A 19951-nucleotide genomic window follows, 5' to 3' on the forward strand; every position below is an offset into this window, starting at 1 on the left:
GATTGATAACAATATTGATGGTTTTAGCATGCTACCTTGTTGTGCAGTGAACGACTACTATCTTGGTTTTGTCATCAGATTTAAGGATGACAAAATGCGGTTATATAAGGGTTGGACTGATAGAGTTAGAAAGATTCTTTCACCTCATCGTGATTTGCGTCTTCGAGGTGAGCTACCATTACTGCTCGTTATTCATAAATGAGTTCACTTCAAGGGAAGTTTGATAGCCTTTACATTGAGCAGCTCTGTACTGGGACATGGAACGTAGAAGATGACGTTTTTTTCAAGGAAGTGGCAGGGTTGAGAGTTTCTGCTTATTGTTGTTACCCTATCCGTTGTGATAGTGAAATTGTCTGGCATATTCCATTTAATAGGCGGTCATGGCATGCTGACATGTCCTGCTATATAGGGTGGGGAAAAGGATGGGAAAAGTGCAATGATTTCTCCATGGGGTAGAACTGGAGGGGGCATATATTTAGTCACTTACCTGATACATATGAACCTTGTTGTGCTGACACAATGGATTATGCAGGCGTATTCGGATATGGATATATACCCAATGGATTTCAAGATGTATCGCGACGGCAAGGGAGCGAATCCCCGGGAGCATAGCCAACTATGTGACCGGGGTGAGTGAGTGCAGCCAACAAAGAGACAACTTGAAAGATGACGGGTATAAAAGAGCATATCACTGGCCGCCATGATATTGCTTCGGGAAGAAAGACAGATCCAGAACCTTATTTCGATTGGACACATTATCAGCAATTGTTGCAGGAGCAGAAAGAATGACCCTCTTTATACTGTTGTTAGTGCTGGCGTGGGAAAGGTTATTTAAATTAGGTGACCATTGGCAATTGGATCACCGTCTTGAACCAATTTTTACCAACATAAAGTCTTTTTCATTATGGAAAAGCTTATTGATGACATTAGCTGTGATGCTGCTTACATGGCTATTCATTGTAATACTTGATGATTTTATGTTTGGAATTCTTGAACTGATTTTATGGGTGTTCATTTGTTTGCTGTGTATAGGTGCGGGGCGTTTACGGCTTGATTATCGTGAATATTTTCGTGCTGTTCATCAGGATGACAGAGAGCAACGAAGAGAATATCTTGCTCGTCTTGTCGTCATTCATGGTTTGCCCTCTGATGCTAGTAAAGAAAATAAATTGCGAGAGATGCAGAATGCTCTTCTATGGATAAATTTTCGCTATTACTTGGCACCGATTTTTTGGTTAATCGTTGCCGGTAAATTAGGGCCGGTTGCTTTGATGGGATATTGTTTCTTAAGAGCTTATCAAGGCTGGTTAGCACAATATGGTACGCCAATTCAGCGTGCACAGTCTGGCGTTGATAGCCTGTTGCACTGGTTGGACTGGATTCCGGCTCGGTTGGCAGGAGTTGCTTATGCTTTGTTAGGGCATGGTGAGCGAGCTTTACCCGCGTGGGTTGCTTCTCTTAGTGATTTGAGAACTACGCAATATAAAGTAGTGTGTCAGCTTGCGCAGTTTTCATTAAGCCGTGAACCACATCTTGATTCAATTCAAACACCTGTTGCAGCGGTGATACTGGCGAAAAAGGTGACTTTTTCTATCATTGTAGTTGTTGCCTTACTGACAATTTATGGGGCGTTGGTTTGAGTCGTTGGCTTAATGACTCTGACCAATTTGGGTTTTATTTATCCCGTGTATGGAATTGTTTGACTTACCTTTAGCTATTAGAGCCGGTTTATGCAGCGCCGACTGGCGCTGCAACAATCGCCGCAACAACTAAGCAGATGGTTGAACATCAGACCACACGGAAATAACCGCGACGGCTCTGGCTAGCCCTCCGGCGCCGTCAGTCTTCAACAGAACCGGTACCACAGACACTTGCGTTGATGCCGTATAGTTATCGTTCCCTTGTTTAAGGTATCTTGAGTTCTCTCCTTCACCTCGGTGGCCGGTACTGAGTGATAAGGGTTTGTTGGCCGCATCAGTAAACATGAAGGCGACATCCTCTATTGAAGAGGCTAGGGCATTCGGTTTCCCCGGCACAAATGGCCCATCGATCCGGTAGAGTAAGTGTGAATTTTGAAATACATCATCATCGCCGGAACAGGTGCTGCTTATCCCTATTTGTCTCGCTGATTCCAGTGTATCTCCCACCTGTTTACCTGCTCTTTTCACTGTTCCCCAATCCACCGATGACGGGGTAAGGACAACGGCACAGGTGGACGGTTTTTTAACGGATGAAAGGATGACTGTGGTCCACAGGGGGTTCAGCATGCCGTTAGAACCCGATATTGCCGCTGGAACCCAACTGATCGAGCCTACTGACAAATGACTTCCCCCCGGTTTCGCATTGAAATTGCCGTCACTGTCCGGGTAAATTGCCCCGGTTACCGAGCGGACACTGATATCAACCAGACCGTTGGCATCCGGGACGCAGGGAATGTTAACGCTGGTATTCCCTTTGACCAGACTGGTTGATTGATAGGTATTGGGTGAACCATGCGTCTGGCAAGAGAGTGAAGATTGCCCAATATCAACCATAAAGTCACCAGCCTTTCCTACCCGGACGCTACTCGGTGACGACGAAGAGATCGATGAGCCTGTTCCCGATCCCACGGTGTAAGTCATCAGCTGCGTCCCGGCGGGGACGCGGCAGGTTGTCGACCAATCAAGAGGGCCACTGGTGGTATAACCCACTATTTCATCCCGTGAATAATCACGCTTATCTTTGTTGTTCGGCATCATGGCATAGCCGGTTACGGTAACATTGCTAACTTTATTCACCAGTTCAGTCTCGCAGTTCTGATAAATTTCTGCCGCTTGGAGTGGTAATGCGGTCAATAAAAAGAACAGTGACGCCCCCAGCCCCATGATGGTTGGGATGGGGTTTGCTGCATGACTGCCCCACAAACGTTCAGTGTCTAACATCCTTCTCTCTCCAAATTACTTATCTGTTTACATTGCTCTTTCGCTGCCGGGGCTAACCTCGCTTTTGGTGGTGTCCCGGACGTAAAAGCGATACCGGTGATATCTCATATGGGCACCCCGGTTAGGCTGCCCATATGAGGGTCACGCTTATAGACACACGGCATCGGCCTGCACCAGTTTCCCTAGGGTATCGGACGACACCTGATAACGGGTGGTACATTGTTGATCTGCCCCGTTTCCCCATTTAACTTTCACATGACCGGCGGACGGCATGCCGCTCAGATAAACTCGGCCGTTATCGCCTACAATGCCGTTGCCGACTTGGGTTGCGTTTCCTTCCAGCGTTGCGGTGGCGCCAAAGGGCACGGGTTTGCCATGATGTGTCAGGGTCAGTAGCAACTGGCTGCCCAGCCGAACCTGATAATTGACCAGCGTCACTGCACCTTTGGTCGGGTAAACGTTGCGGCTAGTCTGGTCAATATCGACCCCTTCCGGCAGGGTGGACGGATCTAGGTTGATGGTGTTTTTGTGGTAGACCGATCCGCCTGGCAATACGGCGTAGCCACGCCAGTCGGTCTGTACGTTGCCGTTGCTAACCGTCACCCCTTTCGCTCCGGGCGCGCGGACTAATACCGCAGTATCTCCCAGCGAACGTGACAGCGTTATCCCGTAAGGATGGATTAGAAGGGCGCCGGACATGCCATAGGTGACGTGCCGGCTGTCTGCGTTGTCATTGTAACCCAGATTAACGCTCCCCTGACTGCCCTGATAACCCAGCGACAGGGTCCGGCTGTTTTGCTGGCCGTTGTGCCTCCAGCCTTGCTGGAGGTTATAACTCAGGCGGTTATCCCATAACATGCCACTGATGCCGGTCTGTTGAGAGAGGTTACCCTGCGAGTCGCGCGAGGCCGTATAGCGGGTGTAAACGCCCCGTAACGCCGACGATGATCCAAAGAGACTCAGCGGGATCTGCATATTGAATGATACCTGACGGTTTTCCGGCCAGTGGCCTTCGCCCTTTATACGAGAAATGTTATAACTCAGGTTATAGCTGATCCCCATCAGCATCGCGTTGTAACCCAGACTTAGGTTGTTGTCGGTACGGCCATTCCAATAATTATTACGTGTCCCGGAGGCGTAAAGACTGCCCCAACGTCCCAGTGTCTGACGCAGGTTCACCTGCCAGGTGTTCTGACGCCGGTCAAGCGCCCACGGCACCTGATATTCATTCAGGCTGTACCCCATGCTGTTAGCATCACTGAAACTGTAGTAATGCTGAGTGGAATAGCGGTAGGCGGCCAGATCAATGCCGGTACCGGTACTGAGCAAGTTCTTGGAGTATTTCACGCGATAAGATTGGCCGAATTGCCCGCTTTCTTCCTGATCCTTGCGCCCCTGCAACTGTGCACGGGCCAGCGTCACATCCGCAGACAGCGCGCCGAATGCACCCAACGAAACCCCCGAACCTAATACACCCGATTGGTAGTTGCCGGCGAACAGTCCCCCGCCGTACAGGGTGATACTGTTGGGTAAACCATAGACCAATGTGCCCATAGCAAAGACCGGGGAACGGCTACCATCGGTAAGGTTGCCGCCATGATATTGACCGGTCGTCAATTCATATTTAATGCCTCCGGGACGTTGCATCACCGGCAGGGACGATGAGGCTATTGTAGAGACGCGGGTGCGGCCATTTTCCTCTTTGATAGTCACCGTCAGGTCGCCAGCACTCCCTGTGGTATAGAGGTCGGTGAAACGAAACGGCCCCGGCGCCACTGTGGTTTGATATACGATATTGCCATTCTGGGATACGGTCACCTGCGCATTGGAGTTTGCCACACCGGTTATCTCCGGGGCAAAACCGCGCTGACTGTCGGGTAACATGGCCTCCTCAGAGGCCAGTTTCATGCCACGAAATGGGATACTGTCAAAAATGTCGCCGCCGGTATAAGTTTCACCCGCCGTGAACTCACTGCGCAGTGCTGGTATGTCACGTTGCAGGTAGGTATTACTCACCTGCCATTGGGTCTGCGCGGATGGAGAAAAACGGGAGGCGCCCTCGTTGCGCTGACGATTGTAACTGTAAGTTTGCGTGCTGCGCAGACGCCACGGCCCCAGATTCAATCCGTTACGAAAAGAGGCAAACAGATTACGAGAACGTGATCCTCCCCAGTTTCTCTGACCGTCATAACGCCCTTCCGAGCCGTTGACGGTGTAATTCATCAAAAAGGCCGGTATCCCGTTATCCCACAGTGACGGGTCAACCATCCCGGAATAATGGGGCTGCATGGCGACCTGTGGGACACTGAGATCCAGGCGCAAACGGGCGAAATCCAGTGTTGAGCGGGCGTGCGGGATCTGTTTCGTCAGATCCGTGATGAGGCTGTCGTCCGCTTTACCCTGAAAAGCCGGTAATCTGCGGGTATTGACCCCATATTCTTCCAGTTGTGCGACGGTTAATACCGGTTGGAGATGGCCGTTAACCAGCCTAAATTCAATCTCTCGGTTGTCAACCTTATTCTGGTTCATGTAGACATCGACCAGATAGCGTCCCGGCGCGACATACCCCGCGTTTTCATACGCCGAGAGATCAACATGACTGTGTTCACCGTTAGCGCCCATCAGGAATGCGGGATTAAAGTATTCCCGCGCCGAAGCGGGCAAGGCCGTTGCCGTCAGTGAACACAGCAGACATATGTATACCGGACGGGGCCGGAAACCGCCCGGTTGACCGGGCGCACGTTGGTTACCCGTCCGCAGTGCAGACGGAAATAAAGTGTTTATTGCCATAGCTCATCTCTGCTTCTAATTAAGCTTATGCTGTTAATCTTGAGGTCACTCTGCCGGTACATTGTCCGCCGATGTGGCGGGTTTATAACGGGGTGTGGCGATCCTGACTGTCGCCGGGAAAACGCCAGACCAAGAGGTCCGGCGTCCCGGCGGTAAACGAATAGGTTTGTATGCCTTTCGGGGGTACCATCGTTTGGCGTGTGTGGTCATCCGCATGCTGTGTTCCTACTTTCAGGACAGAGAAGGTCAGAAAATAAGGTGTAGGATTTTCTACCCGCAACTGCGTTCCCTGAAGGGAAAATTTCACCTGTTTAGCCACCGTGGCGTTATCCCGAGCGGGGACTCCCTGAGGACGATAAAACAGCCGAATATTCATCTGTAAGGCGACTTGCACTTGCGGGTTCTTGCCAGTTTGGCGCTCAGGTGTGCTAGTGTCCGGTACGGCAACGCCGGGAATAGCCCGCAGCGAGACCACAAAGGCCGATTCCCGATCCGGCGGTAACTGCCCCCCAAGCTGGCGAATACGGAACAAAAATTTCCCGCCAGCTTCGACCCGTTTTAACGGCGGCAGGACAACAAAAGGAGGAGCTAGCCCGGTTTGGGTGTCAAAGCGCCCGGTATCGGGGTCCATCGGGCTGACAAAACCCTGTACCAGATAGCCCTGCGCCGTATGATTGGTCATACTAAGGGTCACTCCGCCCGGGCTGTCTTTGGCGACATACGATAACTGCATCGGGGAGAACGATAACCCCTGATTCTCCGCCGCCTGCGCTTTTAATAGGCCGCCTAGCAGCAGGGCAAGACAGAAGGGGTAAATCATTGATCCACCGTGTTCTCGCCCATTCCCGTTACTGACTCTCTTCACTTTCCACCTCTGGATAAAACAAGGGCGAATTTAACTCACCACTTTGGCGGTAAATAGGTTTGAAGCCCCGCCGTAATCATTAATCATCGACCAGCTCACCGATTTTTTGCCTTTCTGTCCGACATAGGTCACACAATCCTGCGGCGCTATCATGGAGGGATAGCGATTCAGATCGAGCGCCTGTCCGTCCAGCGTGAGGCTGTCCAGCGACAGGAAATACGGCGTGGGATTGCACGCCTTAATGCCATCCGGTTGCGACTGAAAGCGGAGCTGTCCGTACGCCTCTTCCGGCAACATCGGCAGGCCATGCGGTCGCCAGAAAAACTTAATTCGCATTCCCACGCTCATCGACGCCTGATCCCGAATGTGCTCATTCGCCATCTGATGGGAGGTGGGGATAGTATTTATCTGTACATACCCCAGCGATTCCCGATCCACCGGAAAGGGCGACAGATTAAAAGTCGGCAAAATACGCAGGCTGTTCTGACTATTGGCTTCCAGCCTGAACAGCGGCGGTGTCACCACAAACGCTGGTGCGGTTTTCTCCTGATTTTCAGTGATTCTCACCTGAACCAGCCACGCTTGAGGCGTGGTATTGACTACCGTTAGTGTCTGCGCCCGCTCCCCTTGGGTAAAAATCACCCGGGTTTTATTCAGGCTGATACCGGCTGCCTGACAGGGTACTGTGCCGGTCATGCTCAGCCCCAGCCAGAACAACAGTGACATCAGTCTGTATCGCGTTGTGCGTACCCGACCTGTTTCCACAACGCCTCCTGAAACCTGTTACCTGAGAGACACTCAGTGATAGTTAAATTGAAATTGAATATGCGCGGTCAGTTCACCGGGGGTGGGTACAGCCGTGCCGGATTCATGTCGCATATCCATCTGGAAGGTGATTTGACTGTCTTTAACAGCGTTACCCGGTGACGCTAAATCCACATAATCGCCATTTTTCAGGTAGCTCCCCAGCTCGCCTCCCGGTGATTGATAGCGCAGGCCAAATCCCACATTTCCCGCCACAGTGGAAGCCTTATCCCGAAATAACGTCGGGTGGTTTTCCGGCGTGGGGCCGGCTATTTTAATGGCCGGGGTACGGCCCGCTCTGGCTGATCCCGCACAGCCTGACAACGCCAGCGTAATAGGCTTGTTGTCTGCCGCTTCGATATGTTCCGCACTACGCTGTACTTCATTAAGCGGTATGGATGAAAACTCGACATGGGATGTCTGTACATTGAGTTCACAGGTTGGCTGTTCCAGCGTTAATGCCAGCGTCAGTTCTGCCGTGTTTGAACTTGCTCCTCCGGGCAGGGAGGCAGTACAAAGCAGACTGGCCAGTGTTGTCCGTCTGATAAGAGACCACGATTTTCGCATTACGGTATCTCCCCTTGATAGGATGATTTTCCGCCGAGGTCATTAATCACCGTCCAGCTGACTTTGGCCGGGTAATGTATCCCTTTGAGGGAGAAAAACAGAACCGAGAACGGAGAGACCATGTCCTCTTTCTGCTGCTGCGTCATCAGTTCCTGTCCGCCCACTTTCAGGGAGGTGAAGGTAATGTAATAAGGTGACGGATTCGTGACCGTTATCCCTGAGACTGTCGGTTTGAAGCGTAGTGAACCAAATCCTTGCTCTGGCAAAACCGGCAACCCTGACGGGCGATACATCAGCTTAATTGTGTTGGCCGTAGCAATTTGTACGCCCCCGGTGACCTGCTTACCGGAGGGATTGTCAGGTTTGAGGCTTAACGGGATGGCCTGCGCGGTAAACCAGAATAGGGATTCCCGGTCAGCTGGCAGGGCCTGGCCTGTTTTGATAATGCGAACCTGATTCTGGCCGCCGGGTTCCATGAGAAACAGGGGCGGCGTTACGAGAAATGGAGCGGCTTTATCCCCCTTAGGGGTGGTACTGACTGTCATCTGCATCAGATAAACGGCCTCTTGACTGCTATTGCGTACCGAGGTTGCCGCCGCATGGCTGTCAGCCGGGTAGATAATGCGGGTAGTATCAATACTCACTCCCCCAGCCCCTGTGGCGGTGACCGATGAGCCTAGCAGACCGGCCACTATTATCGTTGTCATCAATCTTTTCACTGAGTCACCTGAAAATATCTGTTTTGGTATTGCGTAGGCAAGAATTGGACCTCCCTGTCCAATTCCACTGCTATGTGTTCCTGGTGCCTAACGGCGTTGATTAGCTATAAATTTGATTATCGAGTAACAAGTTGAAAAGTCAGTGGTGCACTGACACTTGTCCCCGCTGTAACAGCCGAAGGATTCTTGGCAACCAGCCCCACGCTAAAGGTTTTGGTAGCAGCTGTACTTAAAGTATTTTGGTCAGCAAAGTTAATCTTACTGTTGTTTGCCAGAAGCACTGTTTTACTCTTTTCCACCAGACCTACTGCCAGGCTACCGACAGCGGCACTAGAATCACCAAAATAACCATCCCCATCTAAGGTCTGTGTTCCTGTAATTTTCAAATCAACGTTTCGCTTCATCTTGTTGTCTGCTTGGTTGATTTCAGCATCACAGCCTGTTAGTGAAATAGTGAAATCCTGAGGCTTGACTAAAGTGTTTGTGGCAATAAAGTCGGCTTTTGCAGCAGTGCCTAGGTTGATGTCGGTCTTGTCAATGTTGAGTGCACAAGTTGGCGCTGCTACAGAACCTGACACGTTCACATTCGCACTTTTACCAATATCAGCAGCATGTGCCATTCCCATCCCCATACTCAGGAGTACTGAGGCTAATACGCTGGTTTTCAAAATTTGCTTTTTCATTTCATCTATTCCTTATCTATATCTACTTAATACATTTTGTCTAAAACAACACCATGACAGATTAAACAGCTGGGCCGCCAAGGCGGTGCGTTTACTGGTCATTTAGAGTTATTTTGTTCAGTTGTTAACTTAATGAAATATATCAATAAAAATATTAACCAAATGAAACCACTTCCGGCTTATACCATTTGGTTTGAGGAATTTTGCCTTTAGGATGAGAAAATGAATATCAAATCGCTCAATAAATGATCTCTTAACAAGCCGTAATATCCGTAATGCAAGAAATAATTTCTATTTGAAATCAAAAAATTAAGTAATTTTTTACAAAAAAACACAAAAAATATCTTTTAAGTGATGAAATTTTCCGTATACCGCCCCGGCGGTTGAAAATAACCGAACAAAATAACTCTAAATGTTCGGTTTTTTACCTTACATCAAAAACTGACTTCATCGAAAACAACCTCGCCGCTTTAGACAGTACTTTCCCTACATTTATGTCTCTCTGGTATTGTCCAAAAACCAAGATCTCTGAACGTTCCAAAAAAATGTATTAATCACGCTTATAAATTTTTCGGTATTTAGGGGGGATTGACTAAGCCTGATATTAGGTTTGTTTTAAGATCATCCTCCATGCACTCGGTATTGAAATTGACTGGCGTTGTTCAGATACGCTGCGCTTTGAAAAGGTGCCCGGCGTAAACGGCACTGTGTCTGTTATTTAATCTTCACAACAAACTATCGCTGTAAGCTATGTGATGCGGGATGATAAATAATCACTAGCGGCATTTACTGCTGTGGCGGATAAGCCGCTTTGGGAGGGAAGGTCTGCATACTCAGGTAAATGATTACTTTTTCCTTTTTATCAATAAATTAATGACAGTTTTCAATGATTATCACTATGATTTATCTATTATGTTGAATCGTGTTCTGTCTATTTAGTGATAAAAAATTATTGTCATACGATAACTTTTAAAGTAATTTAACGACAGTTTAGTTGAGCATGTAATGGAATGACATAAGATGTGTGATAAACAGGAGTTTGTAACTAATCCCAGGATCAGGCTACTCAGCTTTCTGGCTATTATTATTGCTTCCGTTATGGCAATTGCTGATATGGGGTTCCATATCGTTTCTTGGTCGTTATGGCATGATACCACTCGTCAGGCCGTCCTTCAGGCATATAGTGATCTTATGCCCGCATTGATTGAAAAGGGATTTAAGCAGTCTTTATTAAGTCAGATACTTTACATATCGCTGGATACGATACCACGAATCATATCAACCGCTTCTTATCTATTAATCGGAATTCTATTTTTCCGGTTTGCTAAAGGTGAAATATGGAGTGATCGTAATATCTTTGGTTCATTTATTATTGGTTTCCTGATGATTCTAGAACAACTTCTTTATCCAGTGATTGATACATTACAGGGAATGGCCTTATCTATAGATTTAGGAAAAGGACAACGGGTATTTAGTTTCTCGCTTGGTGTTAATTCAGAATCTCTGTTTATTATTATGTTTGGTGTATTCCTCCTGATATTTAGCTTAATTATGCGTGAGTCTAAGAAGATAAGCGATGAGCAACGTTATTTTATCTGAGAATCATCATGAGTATTATAATAAGATTGGATGTGATCTTAGCAAAAAGGAAAGTAAAGTCTAAAGAGTTAGCTGCAATTATCGGTATTACTGAGCAAAATTTATCATTGCTGAAAAATGGTAAAATAAAAGGTATTCGTATTGATACATTAGAAAAGATTTGTAAATATTTGCAATGCCAACCTGGAGATATACTAGAGTATGTGGAAGATCAAGAGGATAACAGCTGATAAAATTACTGTGTGTCTTTTGATATCTTGTTAGAGATGGAACTTAACATTAATTAACTCATTTTAATTGCATGAAAATATCACTTATTTCATGTTTTTTATCTGGCTTGTTATTCCTGGGTGTCAATGGAGCATTAATAAAAAAGGTTTCTCCCTGTGATGAAGGGATGTTTTTTTCCATGGGGAGATATTGTTCTGATATTCCATGGGGTGCCAGAAAGATAAAATGCATATGTAGATATTATTTAATAGACCGTAAGAAATAGTCTTTATTTATACATGGTTCTTATTTATATTAATTTTTTTAACTTATACAGCAATTCAAGGATATTAACAATGAATAAATTGTTCATCATTTCATTATTAGTCTTTATTATTACCGGATGTTCCAGGCCAACGCTTAATAGTAGTTATGTTTCAGCATGTGGTTATTCTGAATGTAATGTTAAGGATATAATTTCAGGTGCCAAAATTAAAGTAAATACTAAGAATTCCCCCCCTAATTTTGATGAACACACACCAATCCAGGATAGACAAGTTATCCAATCAGGTGAACGGCCAGCTTTTGAAAAAGAAAGTTATAGTGTTGGAATGTCCATTGGTTTTTAATTTTATTAGTTATTTTATTTGTTTGTAGGAATTTTTGTATGAATTTTACAAAAAGAATAGTTGTTATCCTTTTATCTATTTTATTTACTTTATTAAGTGGTTGTACGTCTTGGGAAAAACCGGGATCAACTCAGTTTGATAGAGACAGAGATTATTCTGAATGTAAGGAGCAGGGTTATTTTCGCTTTCCACCAGACTGGGACAGCAAAGTTGTTCATTCTTTTGAGACGAAACATTTCCCTTGTGAAGATAAGGACGGGAAAAAAGACAAATCTTGCGGGCATTATATCACTGTGCCAAAAGCGGAAGTTGAACGCTGGGATAAGAATGAATCTGCAAGGCGTTGGGTGATTTCTTCCTGTATGTATGAAAAAGGGTGGCATGAAGAAACACGTTATTGGTTTTAGTGGCGCGCATTTTTTTCCACCGACAGCAGTTCTATGGAGCTGTTGCTGGTGGTTCCTCACATATTTGTAATTATTCCTTTCTAATCGCCGTTTTTAGCCACTCGGTTTTCCTGATTTGAGATACATTTATAACCTAATGAGATAATAGCTGTGTTTGAAGTTAATAATAGATGATTAAATATTTATAATGTTAGCATGAATATTCTATTATTTTATTGCTGTAACGATTCAATATGTCTATTTATACCTTTAAAAAAGGTTAAGTTAAATATTGTTGTAGCGAGTTTTTTAGCCTGTTGGTTATCAAATTTTACTAATTTTTAAAAAAAATTGTTAAAATTTGCAGGTTTTTATGATTTAGCACAAGGTCTTTATGGACAGTTGGTGAATACTTTGTTACTTTTAGGGACCTGTGGTTTAAATTGGTATTACCAATTGACTCCGGCATAGGCCGAAACAATGTTTACCCATTAATTGCCTATCTTGATAGTAGGAAGTATTGATGCAGGCAGTTTGAACATGGACAGCACACAAAACCCGGAGCATATAAAACTGGAGTATGCAAAAATAGTGTGTGAGGATGACTCGCTTCATTCATCCTTCGGGTCGCATTAAAATGCATTCAAAAGTGAGTGTTTTTGTGTGAGTTCCATCCTAGGTTCAAATTTGACAAATAAAATAGCCTAATGAGATAGGTTCTAACTGGCTTATAGTAAATATGGCTTATAGCAAAATCCGCCAACCAAAATTATCAGATGTCATTGAGCAGCGTCTTGAGCATCTCATCCTTGAAGGGTCTTTGCGTCCAGGAGAGAAGTTGCCACCTGAACGTGAGTTGGCGAAACAATTTGATGTGTCACGGCCTTCATTGCGCGAAGCTATTCAGCGGTTGGAAGCTAAAGGCTTTCTCTTTCGCCGTCAAGGTGGTGGAACATTTGTTCAGAATAATCTCTGGCAAAGTTTCAGCGATCCATTGGCACAATTGTTGGCAGGCCATCCAGAATCTCAGTTTGATCTCCTTGAAACTCGCCATGCTTTGGAAGGTATTGCAGCCTATTACGCAGCATTGCGTGGGACTGACGAAGATTTTGAGCGTATTCGGGGACATCACCTTGTTATTCAACAAGCTCAGCAAAGTGGTGATGTCAATGCTGAATCTGATGCTGTTCTGCAATATCAACTCGTTGTCACTGAAGCTGCCCATAATGTGGTTCTCCTTCATTTATTGCGTTGTATGGCACCTATGCTGGAACAAAATATCCGGCAGAATTTTGAGTTTCTTTATACCCGTAGAGAAATGCTGATGGCTGTCAGTGATCATCGGGCAAAAATTTTTGAAGCTATAATGGCAAGACAACCGGAGAAAGCCCGCGAAGCTTCCCATCGCCATTTAGCTTTTATTGAAGATGTTTTATTGGATCTCAGCCGTGAGCATACCCGCTGCGAGCGATCATTACGGCGTCTCCAACAACATCCACAATAAAATTAGCTGTGCAGATCCTGAAGTTTGCTGCGTCTGCATGGCTAGTCGAGTCCCTTGACTGAGGGCGCTAGCGGCAACAACAGTGAGGGCCTATCTTCCGGTCATGACCGGGTGAACGTCAAAGGTATGACCGGAAGATAGGCTCCAAATAACCATTAGAAACAGATAACAGATAAGGAATACACCATGTCAGACATTTTGAAAAATGACGTGGACCCGATCGAAACTCGCGACTGGTTACAGGCGATCGAATCGGTCATCCGTGAAGAGGGTGTTGATCGTGCCCAGTTCTTGATTGATCAGGTACTGAACGAAGCACGTAAAGGTGGCGTGAATGTTGCGGCTGGTGCTGCTAACCGCGATTATATCAATACCATTGCTGTTGAGGATGAGCCTGCTTACCCTGGCAATCTGGATTTGGAGCGCCGTATTCGCTCTGCTATTCGTTGGAATGCTGTGATGACTGTTTTACGGGCATCCAAAAAAGATCTGGAATTAGGTGGTCACATGGCTTCATTCCAGTCTTCAGCAACCATGTATGAAGTTTGTTTTAACCACTTCTTCCGTGCCCGCAATGAAAATGATGGCGGTGACTTGGTTTATTTCCAGGGCCACATTTCGCCGGGCGTTTATGCTCGTGCTTTCCTTGAAGGTCGTCTGACTGAAGAGCAAATGAATAATTTCCGTCAGGAAATTGATGGTAACGGCCTGTCTTCTTACCCGCATCCAAAATTGATGCCTGAATTCTGGCAGTTCCCAACTGTTTCAATGGGACTGGGGCCAATCGGTGCTATTTATCAGGCTAAGTTCCTGAAATATTTGGAACACCGTGGTTTGAAAGATACATCCAAACAAACCGTTTACGCATTCTTGGGTGACGGAGAGATGGATGAGCCAGAATCTAAAGGTGCGATCACGATCGCAACTCGTGAGAAACTGGATAACCTAGTATTTGTTATCAACTGTAACCTGCAACGTCTGGACGGGCCAGTTACGGGTAATGGTAAAATCGTTAACGAGCTGGAAGGTATTTTCAGTGGTGCAGGTTGGCAGGTTATTAAAGTTCTTTGGGGTGAGCGTTGGGATGAACTGCTGCGTAAAGATACCAGCGGTAAATTGATCCAACTGATGAACGAAACACTGGACGGTGATTACCAGACGTTCAAATCCAAAGATGGTGCTTATGTCCGTCAGCATTTCTTCGGTCGTTACCCAGAAACGACAGAATTAGTCAAAGACATGACTGATGACCAGATTTGGGCATTGAACCGTGGTGGTCACGATCCGAAGAAAGTATTTGCTGCACTGAAAAAAGCGCAGGAAACTACCGGTAAACCAACCGTCATCTTGGCTCAGACTGTCAAAGGTTACGGTATGGGTGATACTGCGGAAGGTAAAAATATCGCTCATCAGGTTAAGAAAATGAATATGGAAGGGGTTCGTCATTTCCGTAATCGTTTCAATGTACCTGTTGCAGATGACCAAATCGAAAACCTGCCGTATGTGACTTTCGATAAAGATTCTGAAGAGTACAAATATTTGCATGAGCGTCGCGCGGCATTGGGTGGTTATCTGCCAAGCCGTCGTACTCATTTTGAAGAGAAGCTGGAACTGCCAACGCTGGAAGATTTTGGTGCGTTGCTAGAAGAACAAAACAAAGAAATTTCTACCACTATCGCTTTTGTTCGTGCTTTGAACGTGATGTTGAAGAACAAATCAATCAAAGATCGTCTGGTGCCAATCATTGCTGATGAAGCGCGTACTTTTGGTATGGAAGGTCTGTTCCGTCAGATCGGCATCTACAGCCCTAACGGCCAGCAGTATACCCCGCAGGACCGTGAGCAGGTTGCTTACTATAAAGAAGATGCGAAAGGCCAGATCCTGCAAGAAGGCATCAATGAGCTAGGTGCCGGTTCATCATGGCTGGCGGCGGCAACGTCTTACAGCACTAACAACTTGCCGATGATTCCGTTTTACATTTACTACTCTATGTTCGGGTTCCAGCGTATTGGTGATCTGTGCTGGGCAGCAGGTGACCAACAGGCGCGTGGCTTCTTGATTGGCGGTACTTCAGGTCGTACCACACTGAACGGTGAAGGTTTGCAACACGAAGATGGTCACAGCCATATTCAGTCTCTGACTATTCCTAACTGTATCTCTTATGATCCAGCATTTGCTTATGAAGTTGCTGTGATTATGCATGATGGCCTGGAGCGTATGTATGGTGAGAAACAAGAAAACATTTACTACTACATCACCACGCTGAACGAAAACTACCATATGCCAGCAATGCCACAAGGCGCAGAAGAAGGTATCCGTAAAGGTATCTACAAACTGGAAAGTCTGGAAGGTAGCAAAGGTAAAGTTCAGTTGTTAGGTTCTGGCTCTATCTTGCGTCATGTTCGCGAAGCTGCGCAGATTCTGGCTAACGATTATGGTGTGGGTTCTGATGTATACAGCGTAACTTCATTCACTGAACTGGCGCGTGATGGTCAGGATTGTGAGCGCTGGAATATGTTGCATCCAACAGAAACTCCACGCGTACCTTATGTTGCTCAGATTATGAATGAAGCACCAGCAGTTGCTTCTACTGACTATATGAAACTGTTCGCAGAACAAATTCGTAACTTCATCCCGGCAAGCGAATTCCGCGTATTAGGTACTGACGGTTTCGGTCGTTCCGACAGCCGTGAAAACTTGCGTCATCACTTTGAAGTTGATGCTTCCTACGTGGTAATTGCTGCTCTGGGTGAATTGGCTAAACGCGGCGAAATCGACGTGAATGTTGTGGAAGAAGCGATTAATAAATACAACATTAACCCAGAGAAAGTTAACCCGCGTCTGGCATAAGAGGTAAAGAACCAATGGCTATCGAAATTAAGGTACCGGATATCGGTGCAGATGAAGTTGAAGTCACCGAAATCATGGTGAAAGTTGGCGATACAGTGGAAGCTGAACAATCGCTAATCACAGTGGAAGGTGATAAGGCTTCGATGGAAGTCCCGTCTCCTCAAGCGGGTGTTGTTAAAGAGATCAAAGTTGCAGTTGGTAATAAAGTTGAAACTGGCAAACTGATTATGATTTTTGATTCGGCTGATGGTGCTGTAGAAGCAGCACCAGCTGAAGAATCGGCAGCTATGACACTGTCCTCTCGTATGGCAGAGCCGGAGTCAGTGGTTTCTGCGGCCATGGATGTTCATGTACCGGATATCGGCGGTGATGAAGTTGAAGTGACCGAAGTGATGGTTCAAGTAGGCGACACGGTTACAGCGGAGCAGTCACTGATCACCGTAGAAGGTGATAAAGCTTCGATGGAAGTGCCTGCACCATTCGCCGGTATCGTTAAAGACATTAAAATCAAGGTCGGTGATAAAGTAAAAACCGATTCTATGATCATGGTATTTGAAGTCGTGGGAGCAGCGCCTGCACCTGTGGCTTCTGCGCCAGCGGCTGAACCAGAGAAAGTGGTGCCAGTTATAGAGAGCAGAAGTTTCGTAGAAGAAGATAAAAACGACTTCACTGAAAATAATGCTTATGTTCACGCAACACCGGTAATCCGTCGTTTGGCTCGTGAATTTGGTGTTAACCTGGCTAAAGTGAAAGGTACGGGTCGTAAAGGCCGTATTCTGCGTGAAGACGTTCAGGCTTACGTGAAAGACGCGGTTAAGCGTGCCGAATCCGCCCCTGCATCAGCTGGTGGTGGTCTGCCGGGTATGTTGCCTTGGCCGAAAGTTGATTTTAGCAAGTTTGGTGAAATCGAAGAGGTTGAACTGGGTCGTATCCAGAAAATTTCTGGTGCTAACCTGAGCCGTAACTGGGTGATGATCCCGCATGTTACGCAGTTCGATGAAACGGATATCACTGAAGTTGAAAACTTCCGTAAACAACAGAATCAGGAAGCTGAAAAGAAACAGCTTGGTGTGAAGATCACCCCACTGGTGTTCATCCTGAAAGCGGTAGCAAAAGCGTTGGAAGAGATGCCGCGTTTTAACAGTTCTATCTCGGAAGATGGTCAGAAACTGACGCTGAAAAAATACATCAACATTGGTGTAGCAGTTGATACACCTAATGGCCTGGTGGTTCCAGTGTTCCGTGACGTTAATAAGAAAGGCATCATCGAATTGTCCCGCGAGTTGACTGAGATGTCTAAGAAAGCGCGTTCCGGCAAACTGACTGCATCTGATATGCAGGGTGGATGCTTCACTATCTCAAGTCTGGGTGGTATTGGTGGTACTGCATTTACGCCAATCGTCAATGCGCCGGAAGTGGCTATTTTGGGTGTATCTCGCTCGTCGATGAAGCCTGTTTGGAATGGTAAAGAATTTGTACCACGCCTGATGCTGCCTCTGTCACTTTCCTTCGATCATCGTGTGATCGATGGTGCTGATGGTGCACGTTTCATTACATTTATTAATCATGCAATGAGCGATATCCGCCGTCTGGTGATGTAATCTTAAAGGCCGGCCATATGCCGGCCTGATTGTTATTGCTGTGGCAGGGTAGCTTGCATCTGGTTGGTTTGTTGCGAGTTCTGTCACGTTAACGCGCTTTTCAGGTTATTAACAATTCTGTAAACTGCTCGCGGTATGTAGGTCCCGGTGGAATATATCGTTTTTTGGCGTCTGACCCGCCGGACAAACAATTAAGAGGTCATGATGAGTACTGAAATTAAAACCCAGGTTGTGGTGCTTGGGGCAGGCCCAGCAGGGTATTCTGCTGCTTTTCGTTGCGCGGATTTAGGTTTGGAAACCGTCCTGGTGGAACGTTACTCTACCTTAGGTGGTGTTTGTCTTAACGTTGGTTGTATCCCTTCTAAGGCATTGCTTCACGTAGCAAAAGTTATTGAAGAAGCTAAAGCTTTGGCAAATCACGGTATCGTTTTTGGTGAGCCAAAGACTGATATTGAAAAAGTCCGTGTTTGGAAAGAAAAAGTTATCAATCAGCTGACCGGTGGTCTGGCTGGTATGGCTAAAGGCCGCAAAGTTAAAGTTGTCAATGGCATTGGTAAATTTACGGGTGCTAACACATTGGTTGTTGAAGGTGAAGGTGGCGCAACAACGATTAATTTTGATAACGCCATTATTGCCGCTGGCTCCCGTCCTATCCAATTGCCATTCATCCCTCATGATGATCCTCGCGTATGGGATTCTACAGATGCACTGGCTCTGACAACGGTTCCTGGGCGTCTACTGGTGATGGGCGGTGGTATTATCGGTCTGGAAATGGGAACCGTTTACCACGCTTTGGGTTCTCAGATCGATGTTGTTGAAATGTTGGATCAGGTTATTCCTGCGGCTGATAAAGATGTGGTGAAAGTATTTACCAAACGTATCAGCAAGCAATTCAATCTGATGCTGGAAACGAAAGTGACTGTAGTAGAAGCCAAAGAAGATGGTATCTACGTCACGATGGAAGGCAAAAACGCACCGGCAGAACCACAGCGTTATGACGCGGTTCTGGTTGCTATTGGCCGTGTACCTAACGGTAAAATGCTGGATGCGGGTAAAGCGGGTGTTGAAGTTGATGACCGTGGCTTTATCCATGTTGATAAGCAAATGCGTACTAATGTACCGCACATCTTTGCGATTGGTGACATTGTTGGTCAACCAATGCTGGCTCATAAAGGTGTTCACGAAGGCCACGTTGCGGCTGAAGTTATTTCCGGTAAGAAACACTACTTTGATCCAAAAGTTATTCCATCCATTGCTTACACTGAACCAGAAGTTGCATGGGTTGGCTTGACGGAGAAAGAAGCGAAAGAGAAAGGCATCAGCTATGAAACAGCAACCTTCCCATGGGCTGCTTCTGGTCGTGCAATCGCCTCTGATTGTGCTGATGGTATGACCAAACTGATTTTCGATAAAGAAAGTAACCGTATTATCGGTGGTGCTATTGTGGGTACTAACGGTGGTGAACTACTAGGTGAAATCGGTCTGGCAATTGAAATGGGTTGTGATGCAGAAGATATCGCGTTGACTATCCACGCTCATCCAACGCTGCATGAATCTGTTGGTCTGGCGGCTGAAATCTTTGAAGGTAGTATTACTGATTTGCCAAATGCTAAAGCGAAGAAAAAGAAATAATTTCTTAAATCGACCGATGTAATTTGACGAGGCGGCTTTCATTTATGGGAGCCGTTTTTTTATATGTGCGCCGGGCATGGCGCGTAGCGCCGTGACAGGCGCTGTTCTTTAGCTGTGGTGGCCAAAGAGCGACTAAGAGGTGAAAGTCCTCCACACACCCGGTGAGGGGAAGTGTTAGCTGAACGGCAAGG

Annotated in this window: 17 protein-coding genes; 10 read left to right on the forward strand and 7 right to left on the reverse strand. The window is 46.4% G+C overall.

The window, feature by feature from the left end; genetic code table 11:
- Positions 1–666 precede the first annotated feature (666 nt).
- Together EAE89_RS11655 and ampE are read left to right on the forward strand one after the other, a co-directional pair.
- Positions 667–789 carry a hypothetical protein gene (locus EAE89_RS11655; RefSeq protein WP_422615511.1) on the forward strand — a complete coding sequence of 41 codons (123 nt, stop codon included), beginning with the start codon at positions 667–669 and terminating at the stop codon, positions 787–789.
- Positions 786–1640 (forward strand): beta-lactamase regulator AmpE, encoded by an 855-nt coding sequence (gene ampE / locus EAE89_RS11660; RefSeq protein WP_054479230.1) that lies wholly within the window; start codon positions 786–788, stop codon positions 1638–1640. The genes EAE89_RS11655 and ampE overlap by 4 nt, the downstream gene beginning before the upstream one ends.
- Before the next feature lie 129 nt (positions 1641–1769).
- Here ampE and EAE89_RS11665 read toward each other — a convergent pair whose 3' ends face one another.
- The 7 genes from EAE89_RS11665 to EAE89_RS11695 all read right to left on the reverse strand — a co-directional run bounded on the left by EAE89_RS11665 (position 1770) and on the right by EAE89_RS11695 (position 9349).
- A complete protein-coding gene (locus EAE89_RS11665) occupies positions 1770–2921 on the reverse strand; it encodes a hypothetical protein (protein ID WP_214085880.1) in 1152 nt (383 codons plus the stop codon).
- A 147-nt stretch (positions 2922–3068) separates the two neighbouring features.
- Positions 3069–5711: a fimbria/pilus outer membrane usher protein gene (locus EAE89_RS11670; RefSeq protein ID WP_214085881.1), complete on the reverse strand. Its 2643-nt coding sequence runs from the start codon at positions 5709–5711 to the stop codon at positions 3069–3071.
- 82 nt (positions 5712–5793) lie between these two features.
- Complete coding sequence (locus EAE89_RS11675; protein WP_214085882.1) at positions 5794–6576, reverse strand: fimbrial biogenesis chaperone; 783 nt, start codon at positions 6574–6576, stop codon at positions 5794–5796.
- Between the two features lie 30 nt (positions 6577–6606).
- A complete protein-coding gene (locus tag EAE89_RS11680) occupies positions 6607–7341 on the reverse strand; it encodes a fimbrial biogenesis chaperone (protein ID WP_214085883.1) in 735 nt (244 codons plus the stop codon).
- A gap of 33 nt (positions 7342–7374) precedes the next feature.
- Complete coding sequence (locus tag EAE89_RS11685) at positions 7375–7947, reverse strand: fimbrial protein (protein WP_054479238.1); 573 nt, start codon at positions 7945–7947, stop codon at positions 7375–7377.
- Positions 7947–8654, reverse strand: a complete 708-nt coding sequence (locus EAE89_RS11690) for a fimbrial biogenesis chaperone (protein WP_244866377.1) — start codon at positions 8652–8654, stop codon at positions 7947–7949. The genes EAE89_RS11685 and EAE89_RS11690 overlap by 1 nt, the downstream gene beginning before the upstream one ends.
- A gap of 128 nt (positions 8655–8782) precedes the next feature.
- Positions 8783–9349: a fimbrial protein gene (locus EAE89_RS11695; protein ID WP_214085884.1), complete on the reverse strand. Its 567-nt coding sequence runs from the start codon at positions 9347–9349 to the stop codon at positions 8783–8785.
- Positions 9350–10369: 1020 nt separating this feature from the next.
- On the opposite strand from EAE89_RS11695, the gene EAE89_RS11700 reads away from it, so the two are divergent.
- From EAE89_RS11700 to lpdA, 8 genes are all read left to right on the forward strand, one after another.
- A complete protein-coding gene (locus EAE89_RS11700; protein ID WP_054479244.1) occupies positions 10370–10948 on the forward strand; it encodes a hypothetical protein in 579 nt (192 codons plus the stop codon).
- Positions 10949–10956: 8 nt separating this feature from the next.
- Positions 10957–11178 (forward strand): helix-turn-helix domain-containing protein, encoded by a 222-nt coding sequence (locus EAE89_RS11705; protein ID WP_054479246.1) that lies wholly within the window; start codon positions 10957–10959, stop codon positions 11176–11178.
- A gap of 336 nt (positions 11179–11514) precedes the next feature.
- The gene (locus EAE89_RS11710; protein ID WP_244866379.1) at positions 11515–11787 is read left to right on the forward strand and encodes a hypothetical protein; all 273 of its coding nucleotides are present in this window, start codon (positions 11515–11517) and stop codon (positions 11785–11787) included.
- 38 nt (positions 11788–11825) lie between these two features.
- Positions 11826–12194 carry a hypothetical protein gene (locus EAE89_RS11715; protein ID WP_054479248.1) on the forward strand — a complete coding sequence of 123 codons (369 nt, stop codon included), beginning with the start codon at positions 11826–11828 and terminating at the stop codon, positions 12192–12194.
- A gap of 718 nt (positions 12195–12912) precedes the next feature.
- On the forward strand, positions 12913–13677 hold the full coding sequence (pdhR, locus tag EAE89_RS11720; RefSeq protein WP_054479251.1) for a pyruvate dehydrogenase complex transcriptional repressor PdhR: 765 nt from the start codon (positions 12913–12915) through the stop codon (positions 13675–13677).
- Between the two features lie 186 nt (positions 13678–13863).
- Positions 13864–16527, forward strand: a complete 2664-nt coding sequence (gene aceE, locus EAE89_RS11725; protein ID WP_054479253.1) for a pyruvate dehydrogenase (acetyl-transferring), homodimeric type — start codon at positions 13864–13866, stop codon at positions 16525–16527.
- A 14-nt stretch (positions 16528–16541) separates the two neighbouring features.
- The gene (gene aceF / locus EAE89_RS11730; protein WP_054479255.1) at positions 16542–18128 is read left to right on the forward strand and encodes a dihydrolipoyllysine-residue acetyltransferase; all 1587 of its coding nucleotides are present in this window, start codon (positions 16542–16544) and stop codon (positions 18126–18128) included.
- A 204-nt stretch (positions 18129–18332) separates the two neighbouring features.
- Positions 18333–19760, forward strand: a complete 1428-nt coding sequence (gene lpdA / locus EAE89_RS11735) for a dihydrolipoyl dehydrogenase (RefSeq protein WP_054479257.1) — start codon at positions 18333–18335, stop codon at positions 19758–19760.
- The last annotated feature ends 191 nt before the right edge of the window (positions 19761–19951 follow it).

The sequence above is a fragment of the Photorhabdus heterorhabditis genome, assembly GCF_018448905.1.
Classification (GTDB): domain Bacteria; phylum Pseudomonadota; class Gammaproteobacteria; order Enterobacterales; family Enterobacteriaceae; genus Photorhabdus; species Photorhabdus heterorhabditis.

Excerpts from the sequence above, each read along its gene's own strand:
- EAE89_RS11655 (WP_422615511.1), top strand. The coding sequence starts at position 667 with ATGACGGGTATAAAAGAGCATATCACTGGCCGCCATGATATTGCTTCG.
- ampE (WP_054479230.1), top strand. The coding sequence starts at position 786 with ATGACCCTCTTTATACTGTTGTTAGTGCTGGCGTGGGAAAGGTTATTT.
- EAE89_RS11665 (WP_214085880.1), bottom strand. The coding sequence starts at position 2,921 with ATGTTAGACACTGAACGTTTGTGGGGCAGTCATGCAGCAAACCCCATC.
- EAE89_RS11670 (WP_214085881.1), bottom strand. The coding sequence starts at position 5,711 with ATGGCAATAAACACTTTATTTCCGTCTGCACTGCGGACGGGTAACCAA.
- EAE89_RS11685 (WP_054479238.1), bottom strand. The coding sequence starts at position 7,947 with ATGCGAAAATCGTGGTCTCTTATCAGACGGACAACACTGGCCAGTCTG.
- EAE89_RS11690 (WP_244866377.1), bottom strand. The coding sequence starts at position 8,654 with ATGACAACGATAATAGTGGCCGGTCTGCTAGGCTCATCGGTCACCGCC.
- EAE89_RS11695 (WP_214085884.1), bottom strand. The coding sequence starts at position 9,349 with ATGAAAAAGCAAATTTTGAAAACCAGCGTATTAGCCTCAGTACTCCTG.
- EAE89_RS11700 (WP_054479244.1), top strand. The coding sequence starts at position 10,370 with ATGTGTGATAAACAGGAGTTTGTAACTAATCCCAGGATCAGGCTACTC.
- EAE89_RS11705 (WP_054479246.1), top strand. The coding sequence starts at position 10,957 with ATGAGTATTATAATAAGATTGGATGTGATCTTAGCAAAAAGGAAAGTA.
- EAE89_RS11710 (WP_244866379.1), top strand. The coding sequence starts at position 11,515 with ATGAATAAATTGTTCATCATTTCATTATTAGTCTTTATTATTACCGGA.
- EAE89_RS11715 (WP_054479248.1), top strand. The coding sequence starts at position 11,826 with ATGAATTTTACAAAAAGAATAGTTGTTATCCTTTTATCTATTTTATTT.
- pdhR (WP_054479251.1), top strand. The coding sequence starts at position 12,913 with ATGGCTTATAGCAAAATCCGCCAACCAAAATTATCAGATGTCATTGAG.
- aceE (WP_054479253.1), top strand. The coding sequence starts at position 13,864 with ATGTCAGACATTTTGAAAAATGACGTGGACCCGATCGAAACTCGCGAC.
- aceF (WP_054479255.1), top strand. The coding sequence starts at position 16,542 with ATGGCTATCGAAATTAAGGTACCGGATATCGGTGCAGATGAAGTTGAA.
- lpdA (WP_054479257.1), top strand. The coding sequence starts at position 18,333 with ATGAGTACTGAAATTAAAACCCAGGTTGTGGTGCTTGGGGCAGGCCCA.